Source organism: Flavobacterium cryophilum (genome assembly GCF_048286555.1).
GTDB lineage: Bacteria > Bacteroidota > Bacteroidia > Flavobacteriales > Flavobacteriaceae > Flavobacterium.
Map to the genome: position 1 here is coordinate 100,122 of NZ_JBLVPZ010000006.1, position 22,363 is coordinate 122,484.

At 32.9% G+C, this 22,363-nt stretch carries 18 protein-coding genes; 10 read left to right on the forward strand and 8 right to left on the reverse strand.

Annotated elements, in window-relative coordinates:
- Positions 1-89: 89 nt before the first annotated feature.
- The 5 genes from ACNQGJ_RS10345 (at position 90) to ACNQGJ_RS10365 (ending at position 6,301) form a co-directional block, all read left to right on the forward strand.
- Entirely contained in the window at positions 90-371 is a 282-nt protein-coding gene (locus tag ACNQGJ_RS10345) for a DUF4834 family protein (RefSeq protein WP_417972672.1), read from the forward strand.
- A 48-nt stretch (positions 372-419) separates the two neighbouring features.
- Positions 420-2,831 (forward strand): YfhO family protein, encoded by a 2,412-nt coding sequence (locus ACNQGJ_RS10350; protein ID WP_417972671.1) that lies wholly within the window; start codon positions 420-422, stop codon positions 2,829-2,831.
- A 77-nt stretch (positions 2,832-2,908) separates the two neighbouring features.
- The gene (locus tag ACNQGJ_RS10355; RefSeq protein ID WP_417972670.1) at positions 2,909-4,198 is read left to right on the forward strand and encodes a glycosyltransferase family 4 protein; all 1,290 of its coding nucleotides are present in this window, start codon (positions 2,909-2,911) and stop codon (positions 4,196-4,198) included.
- Positions 4,199-4,239: 41 nt separating this feature from the next.
- Positions 4,240-5,703 carry a lipopolysaccharide biosynthesis protein gene (locus tag ACNQGJ_RS10360; protein ID WP_417972669.1) on the forward strand — a complete coding sequence of 488 codons (1,464 nt, stop codon included), beginning with the start codon at positions 4,240-4,242 and terminating at the stop codon, positions 5,701-5,703.
- A gap of 298 nt (positions 5,704-6,001) precedes the next feature.
- Positions 6,002-6,301 (forward strand): hypothetical protein, encoded by a 300-nt coding sequence (locus ACNQGJ_RS10365; protein ID WP_417972668.1) that lies wholly within the window; start codon positions 6,002-6,004, stop codon positions 6,299-6,301.
- Positions 6,302-6,306: 5 nt separating this feature from the next.
- On the opposite strand, the gene uvrA is transcribed toward ACNQGJ_RS10365, so the two are convergent.
- Complete coding sequence (gene uvrA / locus ACNQGJ_RS10370; RefSeq protein WP_417972667.1) at positions 6,307-9,090, reverse strand: excinuclease ABC subunit UvrA; 2,784 nt, start codon at positions 9,088-9,090, stop codon at positions 6,307-6,309.
- 921 nt (positions 9,091-10,011) lie between these two features.
- Here uvrA and ACNQGJ_RS10375 point away from each other — a divergent pair.
- Positions 10,012-10,596, forward strand: coding sequence for an RNA polymerase sigma factor (locus ACNQGJ_RS10375; RefSeq protein ID WP_417972666.1), 585 nt, complete (start codon positions 10,012-10,014; stop codon positions 10,594-10,596).
- A 298-nt stretch (positions 10,597-10,894) separates the two neighbouring features.
- Here ACNQGJ_RS10375 and ACNQGJ_RS10380 read toward each other — a convergent pair whose 3' ends face one another.
- Positions 10,895-11,545 (reverse strand): endonuclease III domain-containing protein, encoded by a 651-nt coding sequence (locus tag ACNQGJ_RS10380; protein WP_417972665.1) that lies wholly within the window; start codon positions 11,543-11,545, stop codon positions 10,895-10,897.
- Between the two features lie 88 nt (positions 11,546-11,633).
- Here ACNQGJ_RS10380 and bcp point away from each other — a divergent pair, with 88 nt between their 5' ends.
- Entirely contained in the window at positions 11,634-12,086 is a 453-nt protein-coding gene (gene bcp, locus ACNQGJ_RS10385; RefSeq protein WP_417972664.1) for a thioredoxin-dependent thiol peroxidase, read from the forward strand.
- 207 nt (positions 12,087-12,293) lie between these two features.
- Here the strand turns inward: bcp and ACNQGJ_RS10390 are convergent, their stop codons facing one another.
- Positions 12,294-13,754, reverse strand: a complete 1,461-nt coding sequence (locus ACNQGJ_RS10390; RefSeq protein WP_417972663.1) for a TonB-dependent receptor — start codon at positions 13,752-13,754, stop codon at positions 12,294-12,296.
- 94 nt (positions 13,755-13,848) lie between these two features.
- On the opposite strand from ACNQGJ_RS10390, the gene ACNQGJ_RS10395 reads away from it, so the two are divergent.
- On the forward strand, positions 13,849-14,613 hold the full coding sequence (locus ACNQGJ_RS10395) for an MBL fold metallo-hydrolase (protein WP_417972662.1): 765 nt from the start codon (positions 13,849-13,851) through the stop codon (positions 14,611-14,613).
- Positions 14,614-14,623: 10 nt separating this feature from the next.
- Positions 14,624-15,124 carry a hypothetical protein gene (locus ACNQGJ_RS10400; RefSeq protein ID WP_417972661.1) on the forward strand — a complete coding sequence of 167 codons (501 nt, stop codon included), beginning with the start codon at positions 14,624-14,626 and terminating at the stop codon, positions 15,122-15,124.
- A 61-nt stretch (positions 15,125-15,185) separates the two neighbouring features.
- Here ACNQGJ_RS10400 and ACNQGJ_RS10405 read toward each other — a convergent pair whose 3' ends face one another.
- From ACNQGJ_RS10405 to ACNQGJ_RS10420, 4 genes are all read right to left on the reverse strand, one after another.
- A complete protein-coding gene (locus ACNQGJ_RS10405; protein WP_417972660.1) occupies positions 15,186-15,833 on the reverse strand; it encodes an alpha/beta hydrolase in 648 nt (215 codons plus the stop codon).
- A gap of 4 nt (positions 15,834-15,837) precedes the next feature.
- On the reverse strand, positions 15,838-16,164 hold the full coding sequence (locus ACNQGJ_RS10410; RefSeq protein ID WP_417972659.1) for a hypothetical protein: 327 nt from the start codon (positions 16,162-16,164) through the stop codon (positions 15,838-15,840).
- Positions 16,165-16,204: 40 nt separating this feature from the next.
- The gene (locus ACNQGJ_RS10415; RefSeq protein WP_417972658.1) at positions 16,205-17,458 is read right to left on the reverse strand and encodes a dihydroorotase; all 1,254 of its coding nucleotides are present in this window, start codon (positions 17,456-17,458) and stop codon (positions 16,205-16,207) included.
- Positions 17,459-17,578: 120 nt separating this feature from the next.
- Complete coding sequence (locus tag ACNQGJ_RS10420) at positions 17,579-19,507, reverse strand: BatA domain-containing protein (RefSeq protein ID WP_417972657.1); 1,929 nt, start codon at positions 19,505-19,507, stop codon at positions 17,579-17,581.
- A gap of 182 nt (positions 19,508-19,689) precedes the next feature.
- Between ACNQGJ_RS10420 and ACNQGJ_RS10425 the strand changes: the two genes are divergently transcribed.
- Positions 19,690-20,799 carry a lactonase family protein gene (locus tag ACNQGJ_RS10425; protein WP_417972656.1) on the forward strand — a complete coding sequence of 370 codons (1,110 nt, stop codon included), beginning with the start codon at positions 19,690-19,692 and terminating at the stop codon, positions 20,797-20,799.
- A gap of 59 nt (positions 20,800-20,858) precedes the next feature.
- On the opposite strand, the gene ACNQGJ_RS10430 is transcribed toward ACNQGJ_RS10425, so the two are convergent.
- Positions 20,859-22,208, reverse strand: coding sequence for a DEAD/DEAH box helicase (locus ACNQGJ_RS10430; protein ID WP_417972655.1), 1,350 nt, complete (start codon positions 22,206-22,208; stop codon positions 20,859-20,861).
- Positions 22,209-22,363 lie beyond the last annotated feature (155 nt).

The following is a 22,363-nucleotide window of genomic DNA, read 5'->3' on the forward strand; positions in this document are numbered from 1 at the left end:
TCAAATGTACTATATTTTATTATTTATTTAAGAGAGTTATTTTAATTTTGATCGGTTGATTTATTAATTTTGAAAAAAATTACACTGATATGCAAACAGCTTCTTTCATTGGCTTTATAAAAGCGCTTTTTTATATGATCGCTTTCTACTACATTTTTAGATTTTTAGCAAAACTATTTTTGCCATTAATAGTTAAAAAAGTTGTCGAAAAAGCGGGCGAAAGTATGCAGAAGCAACAAAAGCATGCGGAAGACAGTACTTGGAAAAAAACACAAAGTAAGGATGATGTAACATACAATACAGCGAAGACTAAAAATACACGCGAAACCAAAAAAGTGGGAGATTATGTTGATTACGAAGAAATAGATTAAATTTGTCGTTATTAACAAGCATTTTACTCTAATCCAAACTTTTTTAAATTGAAAATAATAAATAGGTTCTATCCGCACGCCCTTGCCATACTTGGTTTTGTTGTAATTTCTCTCCTTTATTTTTATCCTGTATTACAAGGAAAACAAATTTTCCAGTCAGATATTGTTCAGTATACGGGAATGGCCAAAGAACAAAATGACTTTAGAGCCACAGATGATGTTGAACCATATTGGACTAATTCAGCGTTTGGTGGAATGCCAACGTATCAATTAGGAGCAAAATATCCACACGATTATATTGGAGCGATTGACGATGCATTGCGATTCTTACCTCGCCCTGCCGATTATTTATTTTTATACTTCCTCGGATTTTATGGCTTGATGCTGGTGTTAAAAGTGGATCCTTTGAAAGCCTTTTTTGGAGCATTGGCCTTTGGTTTATCAACCTATTTGATAATTATTCTGGGAGTAGGGCATAATGCCAAAGCGCATGCTATCGCCTATATGCCACTGGTTATTGCAGGATTTATTTTGGTGTTTCAAAAAAAATATATTCTTGGAGGTTTGATTACGCTTTTTGCGACAGCATTAGAAATTAATGCGAATCACTTCCAAATGACGTATTATTTATTGTTTTTTTTATTGATTCTTTCTGCTCATTTTATATATCAGCAGGTAAAAGAGAAAGAATATAAATCCCTGTTGTATTCGTTTGGGGTATTAGCAGCGGCAGGAATTTTAGCAATTGGTGCCAATGCTACAAATCTATTAGCAACGGCTGAATATGCTGACTTTAGTATTCGTGGTAAAAGCGAACTGACATTCAATCCAAACGGTTCAAAAAATGAGACTACTTCTTCAATGTCTAAGGACTATATTACGGAGTACAGTTATGGTATCATGGAAAGTTTTAATCTTATTGCACCGCGACTTTTTGGTGGTTCTAATAATGAGGCCGTTGGAAAAGACAGTAATATGTATGAATTCATGATAGGTCAGGGCGTTCCAGAGGATCAGGCAACTGATTTTGTTTCGGGAATGCCAACCTATTGGGGAGATCAACCTATTGTGGCTGCTCCGGCATATATTGGAATTGTAGTATTCTTTTTGGCCATTTTGGCCTTGTTTACTGATAAAAGAAAGATTAAATATGTATTTCTATCCGGTTCAATAGTTGCGTTAGTTCTTTCATGGGGTAAAAATTTCCCTGTTTTGACCGACTTTTTTATTGATTATGTTCCAATGTACGATAAATTTAGAGCGGTATCTTCTATTCAAGTTATTTTGGAATTGTGTTTTCCGGTTTTGGCTATTATGGGTTTACAGTCTTTCTTTAAATTAGACAAAAAACTGCAATGGAAAGCATTGTATGAAACGACAATTTTAGGTTTTGGAATTATTTTGATTTTATTTTTAAGCAAAAGCATGTTCAGCTTTTCTGGAGGAAATGATGCTTATTTTCAAGAAAGTTACGGTCCTGAATTTGTAAGCGCCCTTAAGCTGGATCGAATGAGCTTATATAGTGCTGATTTATTGCGTTCCGGTTTCTTTATTGTTGTAACAGCTGGCGTTTTATGGTTGTTTATTAAAGAGAGATTTGCTCAAAATACAGCCATTATAATTGTAGGTTTATTGATGGTTTCCGATTTATTTTTTGTGGATAAAAAATATGTTTCCGGAAAAGATTTTGTAAGCGGAAGTCAAATTGAAGTGCCTTTCCAAGAGTCACCTTCGGATACTGAGATACTAAAAGACACCGCTAATTACCGCGTTTTTGAAGTGGGGGATTTAATGGGTGCAAGAGCTTCTTATTTCCATAAATCTATTGGTGGTTACAGTGCCGTAAGACCTAGAAGAATGCAGCAATTAATTGATTATCAGATCACCAAAAATAATATTGAGGTTCTTAATATGCTTAATGTAAAGTATGTTATTCAAAAGGACAAAGAAGGAAAAGAATTTCCAGTGTCAAATCCCGATGTTAATGGAAATGCATGGTTTGTGAGCCAAGTAAAATTAGTCAATTCTGCTGATGAAGAGATGAAAGCCTTGGACAGTTTGGATTCTAAAAATGTGGCGGTTGTAAATAGTAAAGAATTTGACATTAAAAATACGGCTTTCGCCAAAGACAGTTCAGCGACTATAACGTTAGAAAATTACAAACCAAATTACTTGAAATATGAATCTAATAATTCAAATGGAGGTTTGGCTGTCTTTTCCGAAATGTATTATGGAAAAGGTTGGAACGCCTATATCGACGGTAAGAAATCAGATCACATTAGAGTTGATTACGTTTTAAGAGCTTTACATATTCCAGCAGGAAAACACACGATAGAATTCAAGTTTGAGCCACAAGTAATAAAAACTGGAAGCACAATAACGTTGATTAGTTCTATAGGAATGCTGTTGCTTTTGATTGGTGGGATTTATTTCGAAAGGAAGAAAAGAAGAAAGGTTTAAAGTTTAAAGTTTTTTGAATGTTGAATAATTAATGCTGAATTATGAGGTTTTAAAACCTTAAACCTTAAACCTTAAACTTGGAACCAAAGAAAATTTTAATCATTACCTATTATTGGCCACCGGCCGGTGGACCTGGAGTACAGCGTTGGCTTAAGTTTGTCAAGTATTTACCTGATTTTGGTGTTCAGCCTATCGTTTATATTCCAGAGAATCCAACATATCCTATTGTTGATGAAAACTTGGTAAAAGAAGTTTCGGAAAAAGCGATTATTCTGAAACAGAAGATTTTTGAACCGTATCAACTGGCGTCTTTTCTTTCGAAGAATAAAACTAAAAAAATCAGTTCAGGAATTATTCCAAATCAGAAAAAGCAATCTTTTCTGGATAAAACCTTTCTTTGGATTCGTGGGAATCTTTTTATTCCCGATGCGCGTGTTTTTTGGGTAAAACCATCAGTTGCTTATTTAGAGAAATACATTTTAGACAATAATATTGACACGATTGTTACTTCGGGACCGCCACACAGTCTGCATCTTATTGGATTGGAATTAAAACAAAAATTAAATTTGAAATGGTTTGCTGATTTCCGTGATCCATGGACGACAATTGGCTATCATAAAGCATTGCGATTGTCGAGTTTTGCTGCCAAAAAACACAAAGCTTTAGAACACCAGGTTTTGAATACAGCCGATACCATTATCGTAACGAGCAAAACCACCAAAACCGAATTCCAGGCGATTACCGCTAAGCCAATTGCGGTTATCACCAATGGTTATGATACGGAAGAAGTTGAAAAACAAACCTTGGATTTAAAGTTTAGCGTAGCTCATATTGGTTCTTTTCTTTCCAACAGAAATCCAATGATTTTATGGGAAAGTTTGGTTGAATTGAGTCATGACATTCCCAATTTCAAATCGCATTTAGAAATAAAACTTATTGGAGCTGTAAGTCAGGAAGTTTTGGAAACGATTACGCAATTTGGGCTTAATTCCTATTTGAATAATTTAGGTTATGTTTCGCATGCAGAAGCGATTGCACACCAAAGAAAATCACAGGTTTTGTTGCTGATAGAAATTGATTCTGAAGATACTAAAAGTATTATTCCCGGAAAATTATTTGAGTATATGATCTCAAACCGACCGATTATTGCAATTGGGCCGAAGGAATCGGACTTTGCTGAAATTATTACGAATACCAACACAGGCGTATTTTTTGATTATTCGGAGAAAGAGCGGCTTAAAAGTGTAATTTTGGACTTTTATAATCAGTTTTTGGAAGGTACATTGTATTCAAATGGCGTTGGATTACAGTGTTATTCCAGAAAAAATCTTACTAAAGAATTGGTTGAATTGTTTAACAAAATATAAATTAAAAGTGAGACAGCTTCGTGCCTCGCAATGATAAAAAAATGGGAATAGTATTAAATCAATCTTTAAAGAATACAATAATTACCTATTTGGGTTTTGGCATCGGTGCAATAAACACACTCTACTTATATCCTTTTTTTTTAGGAACGGTATTTTATGCTCTAACAAATTATATACTTTCTTGGGCAAATATTATTATGCCATTATTGGCTTTTGGGATGCAAAATACGTTGGTCAAGTTTTATACTCAATATAAAACGGAAAAGGAGCGCGCTCAGTTTCTATCATTTACGGTCCTAATCCCTTTATTATTGTGTATTCCTCTAGTATTAATTGGATTGTTGTTTTTTGAACCTATTTCAGCATACTTGAGTAAAGAAAATCCTGTAGTAAAAGATTATTTATGGCTTATTCCATTAATAGGACTAAGTATGGCTTATTTCGAAATTTTTTATGCGTGGGCAAGGGTGCACATGCATTCGGTTTTTGGGAATTTTGTAAAGGAAGTAGGGCTTAGATTATTTTCTTTATTTGCGTTAATAGGGGTATATTACAAATGGATTACTGTAATTGAATTTATTTATGTTACAGCAATTATTTATTTCCTGGCTTTTGTTATAACTATGTTTTATGCTTTCCATGTTAAAAAACCTATTTTTCAATTTTCTATTCCGCAAAATGTGAAAGATGTTTTAGTATATACTTTTTTTATTATTTTGTCGGGTAGTGTAGCGGTTATGCTGTTAGATATTGATAAGATTATGCTTAACCAATACATTAAAATTGAAAATATTGCCTATTATTCAGTTGCGACTTATATTGCTTCCGTTATTGCTGTTCCCAGTCGTGCAATGCATCAGATTACATATCCCATAACGGCTAAATTAATGCATGAGAATAAACATGATGAATTAAATGATTTGTACAAAAAGACATCAATTAATCTACAAGTGGTAGGTGGTTTTGTAATGCTGTGCATTTTTGTTAATATCAATCAGTTATATATTATGGTGCCAAAAGAATATAGTGGTGGAATTTTGGTGGTATTTTTGATTGGTATTTCTAAATATTTTGATTTGATTTTAGGAAACAATAATGCGATTATTTTTAATTCAAAATATTATCGTATGGTTTTGTTTTTAGGGTTGTTTCTTGTTATTCTGACTGTAGGTTTAAATAATTTTTTTATTCCGAGATACGCTATTACGGGAACGGCGGTTGCTACTTTGCTATCGATAACTTTATATAGTTTGGCTAAATTACTATTTGTTGTCAAACGAATGCATTTGTATCCGTTTACAAAGCAAACGCTGTATTCTCTTGTAATTACTTTTGGAATCTTTGTGGCATTTTATTTTTGGGAATTTCCTTTCATCCCAATAATAAGTATTGGTTTAAAGTCAGTTTTGGTTACTCTATTGTATGTTTATATCAACTATAAATTTGTAGTTTCCATTGAGATTAACCATGCGTTAGATGTAGTTTTTGATAAGGTAAAGAATTGATATATGGTCAATTAAATTTTATATAATGGAAAGGGTCTTTTTAAAATAAATTACCAAAAGATTGATATGTGAATTTTATAATTTTATACAATTATTGTATAACTTTTAGATCATTAAAAAAAATATATTTGTATACAACTTTGATATTAGAATTAATAAATTGTTTTACAACGATTAAAAATCACTAAAAGTGGGTATTGTGGCAGTGATGTATTGTACTTATTTTTGTATCGGTATTTTATCAAACTGTTTTAAGAGAATAAGTAGTAAATAGCTAAAGTAATTTACCATCCCAATTATGAAAAGAAATACATACATCAACGAAGAAAGCCTACAAAAATTCACTAACATTTTAGCTAACAAAATTCACAATGGGTTTACTATTATAGAAAAAAATGACACTTTACCTTTTGCGGTTTTATCCAAAGACAGGAAAGCAGTAGATCACGGATTTAATTTTTTACTTTGTTGTGTTACATTAGGGGTTTGGTCCGTTGGTTGGATTTATTTGACTTATGTTTCTTCCAAAGAAAAAAATATAGTAATAGCCATCGATGAAGATGGAAATACGTTCGAAGAAAAATGCTATTTAGAATAACATTTTTATAATTTTTCTTTTAAGTACTTGCCAGTGACAGATTGTTTTATTTTTACAATTTGTTCAGGAGTTCCGACTGCTAATAATTTTCCGCCATTTTCGCCTCCCTCAGGACCTAAATCAATAATCCAGTCGGCACATTTAATCAAGTCAAGATTATGTTCAATTACTAAAATTGAATGTCCCTTGCTAATCAATGCATCAAAAGAAGCTAATAATTTCTTAATGTCATGAAAGTGCAATCCGGTTGTAGGTTCGTCAAAAACAAATAATGCTTTATCTTTTGTAGCGCCTTTGACTAGGAACGAAGCGAGTTTAATACGCTGTGCTTCTCCACCGGAAAGCGTAGAAGATGATTGTCCTAACTGCACATAACCCAATCCAACATCTTGTAAAGGTTGCAATTTTTGAGTGATTTTAACTTGTTTATTATCATTGAAGAAGACAATCGCGTCGTCTATAGTCATTGTGAGAATATCGTGAATGTTTTTACCTTCAAAAGCTACTTCCAGCACTTCTTTTTTAAATCGTTTCCCGTTGCAGGTTTCACATGGTAATTGTACATCGGCCATAAAAACCATTTCTACGGTTATAGAACCTTCTCCCTTACAAGTTTCACAACGTCCGCCATCAACGTTGAAAGAAAAATGTTTGGCTAGGTACCCTCTTATTTTTGAAAGTTTCTCTTTGGCATACAATTCTCGAATATCATCATACGCTTTTACATACGTAACGGGATTGGAGCGAGAACTTCTTCCGATGGGGTTTTGATCAACGTATTCAATATGCTTAATTGACGAAAAAGATCCGGATATTTCACTGAATTGCCCCGCTTTTTCACCTACATTCTCAAGCTTTTTCTGCATTGCAGGAAAGAGAATTTTCTTAACAAGCGTACTTTTCCCACTTCCCGAAACTCCGGTAATAACCGTTAACACATCCAGAGGAAAGATTACATCTATATTTTGCAAATTATTTTCTCTTGCCCCTTTAATTTCAATAAAATTCTTGAACGGCCTGCGTTTTTTTGGAACTGTAATTTCTAAATCTCCGTTTAAATATTTCGCTGTGAGTGAAGTAGATTTTAATATTTCAGCAAAGGTTCCTTGGGCCACCAAATTACCACCAAAACTACCGGCTTCTGGTCCAATATCAATAATCATATCAGCGGCTTTCATAATATCCTCATCATGTTCGACCACAATAACCGTATTTCCTAAATCTCTTAACGAGAGCAATACTTTTATCAGCCGTTCGGTATCTTTTGGGTGTAAACCAATACTAGGTTCATCCAGAATATACATGGAGCCAACTAAGCTACTTCCAAGAGAAGTCGCTAAATTAATTCGTTGTGATTCTCCTCCAGAAAGTGTTGCTGAATTTCGGTTTAATGTTAGATAATCCAGTCCTACTTCGGTTAAAAAGGACAGGCGGTTATTGATTTCCAGTAATAATCGTTTAGCAATTTGTTTTTCATAAATATCTAAATCAATGTTTTTGAAAAAAGTAACCAAATGTTTTATAGGCAAGTCAACTAAATCAGAAACTGTTTTTGAATTAATTTTCACATACGAAGCTTCAATTCGCAAGCGTTTTCCTTTACAAATGTGACATTTCGTTTTTCCTCTGTACCGAGAAAGCATTACTCTATTTTGGATTTTATAATTCTTTTCTTCCAGTTCTTTGAAGAAATCATTTAAACCTTGAAAATAGCTATTTCCATTCCAAATTAATTCTTTTTGAGATTCAGATAATTGGTAATACGGTTTGTGAATGGGAAAGTCAAATTTGTAAGCGTTATTTACCAATTCGTCTTTAAACCAACTCATACTTTCACCTCTCCAAGGGAAAATTGCATTTTCAAAAACAGATAAAGTGGTGTTTGGAACCACTAATTCACTATCTATTCCTATAATATTACCATATCCTTCACAAACGGGACATGCCCCGTATGGATTGTTAAAGCTAAATAAATGGACATTGGGTTCCAAAAATGTAATCCCATCTAATTCGAAATTATTGGAATACGAAAACTTTTTATCGGAGTTTAATTCTTGTAAACGACAAATTCCTTTTCCTTCAAAGAAAGCCGTTTGCACCGCATCGGCCAATCGATTATAGAATTCTTCTTCTTCTTTGACAACAATTCGGTCTATGATTAAATAGAGGTCTTTGTTATCTAATGAATCCGGTAAATCGTCCAAACGTACCATTTCATTGTTTACCAATATTCGTGCAAAACCTTGTTGTAAAAGCACTTTTAGTTTGTCTTCTAGTTTTCTGCCTTCTTCTAAATGTATCGGAGCCAGAAGCAACCATTTACTGTCTAATTCAAATGTTTTGACATTGTTAACCACATCAGTAACCGTGTTTTTTTTGACTTCACGATCAGAAATAGGGGAATAAGTTCTACCTATTCTGGCAAAAAGCAATTTTACATAATCGTAGATTTCTGTTGAAGTACCTACTGTAGAACGTGCGTTCGTGGTATTTACCTTTTGTTCGATAGCAATCGCAGGAGCAATTCCTTTAATGTATTCTACTTTTGGTTTATCCAATCTTCCAAGAAACTGTCTTGCATACGAGGATAAGCTTTCTACGTAACGGCGTTGACCTTCGGCGTATAACGTATCGAAAGCCAAACTTGATTTTCCAGAACCCGAAAGTCCTGTGATAACCACTAACTTATTTCGAGGAATCGCAACATCTACATTTTTTAGGTTATGTACCTGCGCGCCTTTTATGATGATATTTTTCTTTGGATCTAATTTCGAAAGGTCAACTTGCATAAAAATGATAATTTTTACAAAAGTAATCAATTTTCAACTGACTAAAAGGATTGAACAAGTCACAAATATTGATTAAAAAGATAGATTATAAATGCTTGTTCCATATGTAGGATTTTATGTTTTCCTTCACTTAAAAAAATAGTATGTGCAGGACTATTTTTTAAAAAAATTGACAGCATTGTAGTACTAAAAATAAAACTGTATATTTCTCTTTTATCTAAAGAGTTGTGAGCAGCTGTAAAATACACTACAACTATTTTTACTGCCAGAAATTACAATTGGATGCGCACAGAAACAAAACAGATACTTTTTTTACCACAGAAAAGATTATCAGAATTTAGTAAACGAAAAGTATTGATACTTTTAAAAGTGGGGAATTGTCTCATTTAGTTATAAGGAGGACGTTTCTTTATATTCTTTTTACTACTAATTAAATTATTTTGAAGTTTTATCCTTTTATTAAGCTTGTCACTATGAAGTATTGTTGCGCATTTTAAAGAGTCCCGAAGTGGATAAAATGATGCTTTCGGAGGACAATATAATTGATGCCGCCTAGGCAATAAATCACTTAATATGGCAAGTAAAATAATTAAAAAACAAAATAAAATTTGATTATAATCAGTTGATAATCAGTATTTATTTTGGTTTTTTTTAGTTTTAGTAGTCATTTTTAGAAAAAATTATCCGATTATTATTCGTCAGGATGCGATTTTAAAGGGAATGAAAAAAAAGAAGAAAAATTTTAACAAATTTGAGTTTTGTTCTGTTAATTTTTATTAATTTTACTTGGATGTTAAAACAATAATTAGTTAAATTTGAAAACTTAACAAACCCTAACAAACCCTAATAAACACTAGCCTATAATAGAAAACTACTTTTTAGAGATATCTCTTATTTATTTAAAAACTAAAAAGTATTATTATGGTTAATATACAACTTCCTGATGCGTCATTGGTAAAGGATTATGTCGCAGGTAATGAGGATGCCTTAGCTAAATTAATAAAAAGGCACGAATCAAAAATTTACGGTTTTATTTATTCGAAAATTCCGGATAAAGATATTACCAACGATATTTTTCAAGATACTTTTATCAAAGTGATTAAAACTTTGAAATCAAATGCATACAATGAAGAAGGTAAATTTTTACCTTGGGTGATGCGTATATCTCATAATCTTATCGTAGATCATTACAGGAAAACAAAAAAAATGCCCATGTTTAGAGAAACGGAAGAATTCTCTATTTTTTCCATAATGTCAGATGATAGTCTGACAATAGAAAATAAAATAATTTCGGAACAAGTTGAAATGGATTTAAAAAAGCTAATTGAAGGGCTTCCTGCGGATCAGAAAGAGGTATTAGTGATGCGGATGTATCAAGATATGAGCTTTAAGGAAATTTCAGAATCTACTGGAGTTAGTATCAATACAGCTTTAGGGAGAATGCGTTATGCTTTGATGAATTTGAGAAAAGTGATAGACAAACACCAAATTGTTTTGACCAATTAACAATATGTTTGAACTTGCTGCGTTATAATATAAAGGGAAAATTATATTATTCTATGGCAAAAACTTACTCAAAAAAAGCATCAGTTTCAAAAAACAGGAAACCAAGTAAAGAAACAATTTCTTTCTTATTAAGCTATTCCAAAGCGTTGAGCATAATAAAAATTAATAATAAAAGTTTCGAAATCATATCAAATTAATATTGCTTAACTGCAACTGCGCTTGTTATAGTGTACATTTAAATTGGTTTTAAGTTATTAAAAAATCCCACTAAAAGTGGGAATTTTTGTTTCATTTAATTTTATTTCCGAGGATAGGAGTCAATAACCGTTTTTCTTCCAATGGTTTTAGTGATAATATCCTTGTTTAAATCCCAGCCACGAGCCGGTGAATATTGCCTTCCGTACCATATTATTTGTAGGTGTAAATCATTCCAAATTTCTTCAGGAAAAATTCGTTTAGCATCTTTTTCGGTCTGAACAACATTTTTTCCGTTTGTCAAATTCCACCGGTACATCAATCTATGAATGTGTGTGTCGACAGGAAAAGCAGGAACTCCAAAGGCTTGTGACATCACCACACTGGCAGTTTTATGTCCTACAGCGGGTAATTCTTCTAGAAATTCAAAACTCTGGGGGACTTTTCCATTATGTTTGTCAATTAAAATATGCGATAAACCATGAATTCCTTTTGACTTCATTGGAGATAAGCCACAAGGACGAATAATTTCCTTAATTTCCTCGACAGACATTTTTATCATATCATAAGGATTGTCTGCTTTAGCAAAAAGTAGTGGTGTTATTTGGTTCACACGAACATCCGTACATTGTGCCGAAAGTAAAACGGCTATGAGTAACGTAAAAGGATCCTTATGATTTAAAGGAACTGGAATGGTTGGGTATAATTCTTTTAACGTATTTATAACAAACGTTACACGTTCTTGTTTATTCATTATTGATTAGATTTGAGAGGTAAAGAAAAACATTTATAATGGCAATAGCAACATTCAATTTCAATTCCAATAAATAAAAATATAAATAATGACATTATTAAAAACAGGAGATAAAGCACCTAATTTTTCAAGTTTTGATCAAGACGGAAAATTGCATCAATTAGCAGATTATACAGGTAAAAAATTAGTTGTTTTCTTTTATCCAAAAGCAAACACCCCGGGATGCACCGCGGAAGCTTGTGATTTAAGAGACAATTTTGAGCGATTCCAAGCTAATAATTATGAACTGTTGGGTGTAAGTGCAGATGCTCAAAAAACACAAGCCAAATTCAAAGAAAAATATGATTTCCCTTTTCCTTTACTCGCAGATGAAGATAAATCAGTAATTGAAGCTTTTGGAGTTTGGGGACCAAAGAAATTCATGGGAAAAGAATACGATGGTATTCACCGTACCACCTTTGTAATTGATGAAAAAGGTATTATTGAGAATGTGATTTCCGATGTAAAAACTAAGGCTCATGCCGCTCAGATACTAAAGTAAGTAAGTGTGCAGTGTTCAATTTTTTCAAATAAGTATACAGAAACTGAAATCAAATTAGGACAAATAAAATAAAGTCCAGAGTTGAGGTGTTAAATGACCTCAATTCTGGACTTTGTTTTATAATTTAAATAGAAATTTCACGATTGATTCCGATAGCAATCAAGCTGGCTGCTGAATAGTACAAATGGATTTCTAAATCACGATTCACTAACTTATTACCTTCAAGACTTTATTTGGATCATACCCAAAAAGACGATGTTCTTTGATAATCTCAGCAATACCTGCAGGAAGCATTATTTCCCAACCTGGTTTTCCACTATTAATCATATTTAAAACTTCACGAGAGAAAACTTCTAAAATAGATGGGTCATAATCGTCAATATCCACTACTTTTCCGTTGAATTTAAAGAATTTATATAATTCCTTCATTCTAGGATGTACTTTCAAGTTTTCCGATGTGATGATTTCTCCATCTTCTCCCATCATTGGATATAGGAACACTTTCATATCGCGATAGAATAATTTTCCAAATGCTTCCAAAATTCCGCCGCTTAAATGACGGTAATATTTCTCATCAAAAATATCTACTAAATTATTCACGCCCATAGCCAATCCCATTCTTGCTTTGGTATAATTAGCAAAATATTCCACCACTTTATAATATTCCTGGAAGTTTGAAATCATTACAGTTTGTCCAAGCGAACATAATAATTCAGCCCTATCCATAAAATCTCTTTCGTCTATTTCACCATCAGAGCGTAAGTTTGATAAAGTAATTTCAAAAACTACCAGTGTATTTTTGGCATTAACTTTATTTTCATTTAGAAACATTTTTAAGGATTTTTCATACATGTCCATGTTTACTTTTGTAACGGGACGGAAACTACCTCTAAAAGCAAGAATATTCTTCTTGTATAAAATTGCTGCAGGAAGAATGTTTTTGCCTTCGGGATTAAACATTACCGCATCAGTCATTCCGTTCTTTACTAACTGTAAACTCATTAAACGATTGTCGACATCAGCAAATCGCGGTCCTGAGAAATTTATAGTGTCTATTTCTAATTGATCTTTATCTAAGTGATCATATAAATAGCGCAACAATCGTTTAGGGTCATTATATTTATAGTACGCACCATAAATTAAGTTTACACCAAGAATACCAAGTGTTTCCTGCTGTAATCGTACATCAGTTTCTTTAAATCGAATGTGAATAATAATCTCATTATAATCCTCATCGGGTTCAATTTGATAACTAATTCCAACCCAACCATGTCCCTTAAATTGTTTTGCAAAATCAATAGTAGCTACCGTATTGGCATAACTAAAAAACATTTTGTTAGGATGTTTCTCTCTGCTCAATCTTTTTTCTATAAGATTTACTTCATGAGATAGCATTTTTTTGAGTCGGCTTTCGGTTACGTACCGGCCATCTTCTTCGACGCCATAAACAGCGTCACTAAAGTCTTTGTCATAGGCTGACATCGCTTTAGCAATTGTACCTGAAGAACCACCAGATCTAAAAAAATGTCTTACAGTTTCTTGACCAGCTCCAATTTCTGCAAAAGTTCCGTAAATATTTTCATTTAAATTAATACGTAGTGCTTTGTCTTTAATTGAAGGGATTTGTTCGATGATTTTGTCACCTTTTAATTTAATTTCTGTATCCATTTTCTTTTAATATGGCTAATATGTAGCAAAGTTAATGAAATAGGTTTCTAAAGAAAGATAATTAACCCTATTTTTGTAAATAAAAGTAATAAAATTGAAGGTATATTTTTTAGGAACTGGCACATCACAAGGGATTCCTGTCATTGGAAGTAATCATCCAGTATGCAAAAGCATTGATTTTAAAGACAAAAGACTACGAGTTTCCGTTTGGATTTCTTGGGAAAATCATTCTTTTGTTATCGATTGCGGACCTGATTTTAGACAGCAAATGCTTTCGTCTAATTGTCAGAAAGTAGATGGAATTCTTTTTACCCATGAGCATGCTGACCATACTGCGGGAATAGACGATATTCGTCCGTTTAATTTTAAGCAGGGAGAAATCCCAATTTATGCGCATAAAAGAGTTCTTGATAATTTGAGAAAACGTTTCGATTATGTTTTTGAAACGGTTAATAAATACCCGGGCGCTCCGTCCGTAAAAACTTTTGAAGTCATTAATAACCAGCCGTTTGTTATTGGAAACAAAACAGCCATCCCAATAAATGTAATGCACGGAAATCTCCAGGTTTTTGGGTACAGAATTGATGATTTTGCCTATTTAACAGATGTGAAAACTATTGGAAAAAGCGAAATCGAAAAATTAAAAAATTTAAAAGTATTGGTTATAAATGCTTTACGAGAAGAGTCTCATGATACTCATTTCAATTTGAAAGAAGCATTAGATTTTATAACTTTGGTGCAACCAAAAGCTACTTATTTAACACACATTAGTCATAGTATGGGATACCATGAAGAAGTTCAAAAAAATCTTCCTCCAACTGTTTTCCTTGCATACGACAATCTAGAAATTAAGCTATAATTCAATTATAATGAAACAGTCCTTATTCCTTTATCTTACTATTTTAGCGTTACTTACGTCAGTTTTTACCTATATGTTTTTGAGTAAACAGGTCACATTTGAACAAACAAGGTATGAAAAAACTACGAAAAAATTAAGAGACAGTTTACGTTTAGTTTCGTTACAATTAGTTGATGCGGACTATTTTTCTTTGAAAAAAAATGAAAATGCCCAAAATTATTTTGATTCAGGAAGTTCAGAAAAAATAATTCAGTACGAAAAATTAATTCCTTATGTAACTGAAAAATTATTAGATTTTAATTCCAATCCAAAAGGAAATCTGTACACCGGACAAGATCAAATTGGCGTTAATAAATTTATTATCAACAAAGTAAGAATCTTAAATCACAGATGGATTATTGCGGACTTTAGTGATGGCGAAATTTGGGGAGAGGTTTTATTAAAATATTTTGTAAATGCTGATGATAGTATTTCGTTCGAAGTAAATCAATCGTTATTGTACCAAAAATAGAAGTGTTCAATATTTAGTGTTCAGCAAATTTTACTAATTACTAAATACTGAATACTGACGACTACTTTTCAAGAAGCCAATTTTTAAAGTCATAAAAATTTTGTGGTGCCACGCCATGACCAACAGGATATTCTTTATACGTTATATTTATTCCTAAATTTTCTATTATTGCAGGTGTTTTTCTAGCCCATTCTACTGGGATCACTTGATCAACAGTTCCATGTGAAGCAAATATCTTCAAGTTAGTAAAGTTATTTTTAAGATAATTATCAGCCATAATTTCTAAATTTAAATAACCACTCATAGCGACCACTTTCTGAACTTTTTCTGGGTTCGAAAGTGCCACGGCATAACTCAAGATAGATCCTTGGCTAAAGCCAATTAAAGCAATTTGGGTTTCATCGATTGGATAATTAGCAATCAACTCATCAATAAATCCAGCGATTAAATCTCTTGAAACTTTAGCTTGTTCGTGGTCTGAAAATTTATTTTGATCGGCATCAAAGTTTATAGCATACCAAGCATAACTCCCGTACTGTAAATCATAAGGCGCACGTGCTGAGATAATATAATATTCATCGGGAAGTTCAGTTGCAAATGAAAATAAATCTTCTTCGTTGCTGCCGTATCCGTGTAATAAAAGTATAAGAGGATTTTTGTCTAATTTTATTTTAGGTTCTCGTATTTTATATTCTAAAGATAAATTCATCTGATTATGATATGTTTTTAAGCCATTTTTGAAAATAAGTTCCCAATAAAGGAACCGGTTTTGTTTCGCCTTTTATAGCACTAGTAATACCGTACGACCATAAAACAAATACGAAAATCCACATTGGCGCCGAAATCATCAAGCTGTCAAAATTGCTGATAATTAATCCCAGTGATATAAAAGTTAATGTGAGTCCCAATCCTTGGCGAATGTGAAAGGAAGCAAACGCATTTTTATCTTCGGAGTTCATGGACATCGCTATAAACACGCCGACTCCTAAAATATAGCTTGTAATGGCGGCAGTTTTTCCTGTTTCGGTAGTATTATTCATTTTTATTTGTGTTCACTCTGAGGGTTGTGAGATTTTTTATTTATGCTAAAATTAATTTTCCTTGATTCACAATGCCATAAACTTTTCCCTTAATTTCTTTTTCCAGAAAAGCGGAATTTTTCGATTTGGATAAAATGCATGATTTTGTAAAAATACTTTTTGGGTCAGGATTAAATAAGGTAATATTTGCTTTTGAACCTTCATTTATGATTTGGATATCAATACCAAACCTTGATTTTCCAGCAGTCAATTTATCGATTATGGTTTCTAGAGGTAACACGGTCATCAAAGCACCAAAAGCACTTTCCATTCCGACGGTTCCATTTTTGGCACCATCAAATTCCATTTTCTTGTGCTCAATGTCCATTGGATTATGGTCGGAAGTGATCATGTCGATTGTTCCTTCTTTTATTCCTGTCAGCAACGCTTTTCGATCAGCGTCAGTTCTAAGTGGGGGCGCAACTTTATAACGGGTGTCAAAGCCTTCTAGTTTTTCATCTGTTAAAACTAAATGATGTACAGCAACACTACAGGTTACATTTAGTCCATTGGCTTTCGCCGCTTTGATTAATTGAACTGATTTTCTAGTCGAAATAGTGGGAATATGTAGTTTTCCTCCGGTATATTCCAGCAGAAATAAATTTCGTGCGACTTGTAATTCTTCAGCGAGGTTTGGAATTCCTTTCAAGCCTAATCGAGTCGAAACAATGCCTTCATTTGCCACTCCATTTCCTTTTATATTTGCATCTTGGGAAAAAGCAAGAATCAGTCCATCGAAATCCTGAACGTATTGTAAGGCGATTTTCAGTAGATTCGCATTCTCCAAACTTTTATTATAATCTCCAAAAGCAACGGCTCCAGCTTTCTTCATATCATACAATTCAGCCATGTCCTTTCCCGCACTTTCTTTGCTTAAAGCGCCAATAGGATACAGTTGTGTTGCAAATCCTAGGGCTTTATTTAAAACAAAATTGACTTGGGATTGATTGTCAATACAAGGGAAGGAGTTTGGTTGTAATGCTATTGCCGTAAAACCACTTTTGGCAGCCACATTAAGGCCGTTTGTAATGGTTTCACGATCCTCAAAACCAGGTTCTCCCAGTGAAACGCTACTGTCAAACCATCCTTGTGAAACATGTAAATTATCAAGTTTTACTTCTTCTGCTTTATTTAGATTTGGGAGCGAAGTCCCCATTTTTTTTATAAAACCATTAACAATTAAAATATCTACAGTCTTGTTATGAAAGGGACTTTTGGAATCGATAATTTTGGCGTCTCTGATGATTAATGTCATGTGTAGATAATATTTGTTTTTTAATAGAATATAGAATTTGCATAGTTGCACTACCTTATAAGACCAAATTATGGTCATGTTCATTCCATTTTGATTTTTTTAATGTAGGAACTTCATTATTTACTTTACGAATCGTATAATTGCCATTTCGGTTAGTAAAAATAACAGTGCAAAGATAACAAACCATTTCCAAATTTGATTATCAGTTCTGTCAGTTTGTAAAGTATCGAATAACGATCGGATTGATTCGATTGTTTTATAGTCAGACAAAATGTTGTCATTGGCGGATGCCAAATCACTTTCGGTTCTATTGTAATTGAAACTGATGTTTTCAATCCACTCTTTTTTATTGTAAATGCTAAAATTTCCTGCTTGTTCCGGATAATCATTGAAAGTCATTTTGACTTTATTATTAAGAATTTGCTGAATAGGAATGAATTGTTCTTCTAAGCCTTTTACAGTTAAGATTGCGTCTTTGTTTAGCGACGCTTCCGTCAAGTGCGGACTGTTATTCCCAATTATCAGTGCGCTTACGCCATTGTTTTGATTGTTTTTTGCCATCTTGTAAAATGTCGGCACAATTAATGGCGATTGTTGAAAATTTGAGTTTTCGATGTTGATAGGAGCTGCAAAAACAGCAACAGCTGAAACTGAATTTGCTATCGAAGTCAAAAAAATACTTTGGTCTTCATAAGATAAAGCGGCAGGACTTGAATTAGCTATTAGAAAGGAATTTTTTGTTTTTGGGTATTGAAAATTAGTCACTTTATTTTCAAAAACGCCATTGAAGATAGGATGATTGAAGTTGATTTTAGTAATGAGCTTTTCTTTTTTTTCCAAAGAAATGAATTTAAGGTTTCCAAAATTGGATACAAAAGAATTCAGATTTGGAATGGAACTTATTGCAGAAGGAATTACAATTAAATTGCCGCCTTTAGCTACAAAAGATTTCAAAGTGGTCCCTAAAGCTTGCGGAATTTCATCTAATTCGTTTATAACAATCGCATCTTGTTCTTCCAGTTTATTGTAATCTAATGCGCTTACTGTATAATTGTTAAAATTGAATTCTTCACCCGTGTAAATTCGAGAAAGAAAGTTGCTTTTGGACGGTTCTCCAATGCTGATAATATTGGTTTTCCTGGTTTTTGAAATACTGAAAAATAACGTGTTATCATAAATTAATCCATTATCAATTATGGAAAAATACCCGTGAAAAGCTTGTTTTGGAATTGTAAAATTAAGATTTTTTTTCTTGGTATCCAGACGTACTGTCGTCTTTGCAATGAGCTTATTCTCATTGTATAAAGAAATTGGAATCGGGTTAAAATCGTCGCCATAACCAGATAATTGGACACTGATTTCATAAAAATTTTCTAATGTTTTATTTATGAAAACGCTGTCAATAGAAACGTTGTTTTTTTGTTCCGCTTTAGGAATTATAAATAAAGAAGAATGAGTTGCGTCACTGTTTTTTAAGTGTTTTTCATCAAGACCTACGGCATCGGTAATAATCACAATGTCTTTTTTAAAAGCCGATTTATGCGCTTTTAATTGCGCCATTAGATTATCTAGTTGGAAAGGAGTTGCGCTGTATTTTAGATTTTGCAAAGCACTACGAACCGACTTTATATCTGTATTCCAATAATTTTCGGAATTGGTGAGCAAAGAGAAATTTACATTTTCAGGCGTTTCTTCGAGTAACTCCTGAACAGCTCTTTTAAGTAATTCGCCTTTTTTACCTTTGGCTTGCATACTAAAAGAATTGTCCAAAATGATATACAATTCATTACTGGCATTTGTACTGTCTTTTGACTTAAAAAAGGGCTGCGCAAATGCGATAATGATACAAGTTAATAGTAATAACCGGCAAGTCAGCAGTAACCATTTCTTGATTTTAGAACTTTTTCTGGTCTGTATGGAAAGTGCTTTTAAGAAACGAACATTGGTGAAATATTCTTTTTTAAAACGGCGCAATTGAAAGAGATGAACCAAAATTGGAACAATCAACAAGAACAGAAAGTATAAAATTTCGGGATGTTTAAAATGCATTCTGAGTTTGAGTTTACTTCACTGGATTTCGTTTTCAATGCAGTTCATTGAATTTCATGAATCAAAAATACAAATTTGTTGACAGTTTTAGATGAAGTTGTAATAATTTTTCAAAGGAATAAACAATTGGCATTCGTTATGAATATAATGTGTATTTTAGCTTTCCAATAAAATTTAAAAACATGAAAAAGTTGTTTGTTGTTCTTTTATTAATTTTCATTTTTACAAGTGTTCAGGCACAAAAGAATAAATTCAATTTGCTGGTAGGAACGTACACTCAAAGTTGTGACAGTAAAGGAATTTATGTTTATGATTTTGATTCAAACACAGGTGATTTTAGTTTTAAAAATGCTACTAAAAAGGTTATAAATCCAAGTTATTTAACGGTTTCAAAAGATAATAATTTTGTTTATTCCGTAAATGAATATGGCGCTGAAAGTACAGTTAGTTCTTTTAGTTACAGTCCTACAAGTGGAAAATTAGACTTAATTAACAAGCAAGACTCAAAAGGTGCTGATCCTTGCTATATCATAAATGACGCTAAGAATGTTATAGTTGCCAATTATTCAGGGGGAAATATTTCTGTTTTTGGAAAAAACAACGATGGAAGTCTTGCCGAAGCCAAGCAAGTCATACAACATTATGGTAATGGAATCAACACGCAGAGACAAGAAAAGCCTCATGTGCACATGGTTCATTTTTCTCCAGATAAAAAGTTTGTTTTGTCAAACGATTTGGGAAATGATAAAATATATTCGTATGCCTACGATGCTAATGCGACAAGCACTGTTTTAGAATTAAAAGATAGCACTTCAGTAAAAGCTGGAAGTGGACCACGACATTTAACCTTTAGTAAAGATGGCAAATTTGTTTATTTATTGCAAGAATTAGACGGAGCGTTAGCGGTATTTAGTTATTCAAACGGGACATTGAAAAAGATTGATGAAACCACAATTTTAGCAAAAGACTTCAAAGGAACTTTTAGTGCAGCGGATATTCATATTTCACCTGATGGAAAGTTTTTATATACGTCTAATCGGGGAGAAGCAAATAATATTACATTTTTTAAAATCCTAAAAAACGGAAAATTAGTTTTGAAAGGACAAACAAGTACTTTAGGTAAAGGACCAAGGAATTTTGTCATAGATCCTACGGGGAACTTTCTTTTGGTAGCGCATCAATATACAAATGATATTGTAATTTTTAAAAGGAATAAAACTACTGGAGCTATAGTAGATACTGGGAAAAAGATAACGCTGTGTTCACCGGTTTGTTTGGTTTTTGGGAAATAGTATTCAGTTTTCAGTCGCAGTTTTCAGTGATTACTGCGACTGAAAACTGCGACTGAAAACTATTTTTTATTTTTTCTCTTTTTGTCTCTGGTTTTTAGCATATTTCGATTTACAGAACCATGCGTTTTTTTCTTGGTTACACCAGGCCCACCCAAATTGACTTTCTTATTCTTTTTACTTTTCTCTTGGAAGGCACCATCTCCGTCAAGTTTCTGTTTTTTCATCATAAATTTAATTGGTTGCCGGTCTTTTTCCGGTTCAATTAATTTAGAGGAAACTTCAACTGTCTCTGGGAAAGCTTCGATCGCTAATTCCATATTCATCAGCACTTCTATCTCAACTTTTGATTCTTCTTCTCGAGGTGCGATCATACTTATTGCTGTTCCTGTCGCATCTGCACGACCGGTTCTACCAATTCGATGCATGTATAATTCTGGCATTTCCGGCATCTCGAAATTGATAACATGGGTAATATTGGAAATATCCAAACCTCTAGCCATGATATCAGTAGTGATTAAGCCACGAAGATTTCCTTCTTGAAAAGAAGCCATCGTGCTCAAACGATAATTTTGCGATTTATTGGAGTGAATTACCCCAAATTCTCCTTCAAAATCTTCTTCGATACGTTCATGAACCATATCAGAAATCTTCTTATTATTCACAAATACCAAAACACGACTCATATCCTCGTTGTTTTGTAATAAGTGTTTTAATAAATTTATTTTGGTATTGAAATTTGGAACTTTATAACTAATTTGTTTAATGTTTTCCAATGGAGTTCCGGAAGCCGAAAGTGTAACTTCCTCTGGATAATCAAAATAGTCATTCAAAATAGCATCTACTTCATCGGTCATAGTTGCAGAAAATAAGATGTTTTGACGTTTTTTAGGCATCATGGCCAAGATAGCTGTTAGTTGGGTGCGAAAACCTAAATTAAGCATTTCATCAAACTCATCGATGACCAATTTTTGCATTTCTTCAAAACGAATCACATTATCCAGGGTTAAATCCATGATTCTACCTGGTGTTCCCACAAGTATGTCGCAACCTTGATAAACCGTTGTTTTTTGAGTATTAATGTTGACACCTCCAAAAATACCAACAGTACGAACCGACATGTATTTGGTCAATTTTTCAACCTCTTCCACTACTTGTACTACAAGCTCACGTGTAGGAACCAGAATTACAATTTTGGGAGTATGTCCTGGAGTAAATTTATAAAGTTTTAATAAAGGTAATAGGTAAGCAAATGTTTTACCAGTACCTGTTTGTGCAATTCCCATCATATCTCTTCCAGACATTATCACAGAAAAAGTTTTTTCTTGGATGGGAGTTGGAGATGTAAATCCTAAATCATCTATCGCTTTTTGTACAGATTTAGGGAGATTGAATTGTTCGAAAGTACTCATTTGCTTAAATTTTGTGCAAAGATACATTATTTTTAAGGATACTCCTATTTACGATGTTAAGAGCTTCATTTTGAGTCAATAGATTAATAGAATATGAATTAAACTGAATTTAAAAGGAATGAGCCCGATATAGTATCGAGCTCATTATTGTCAAC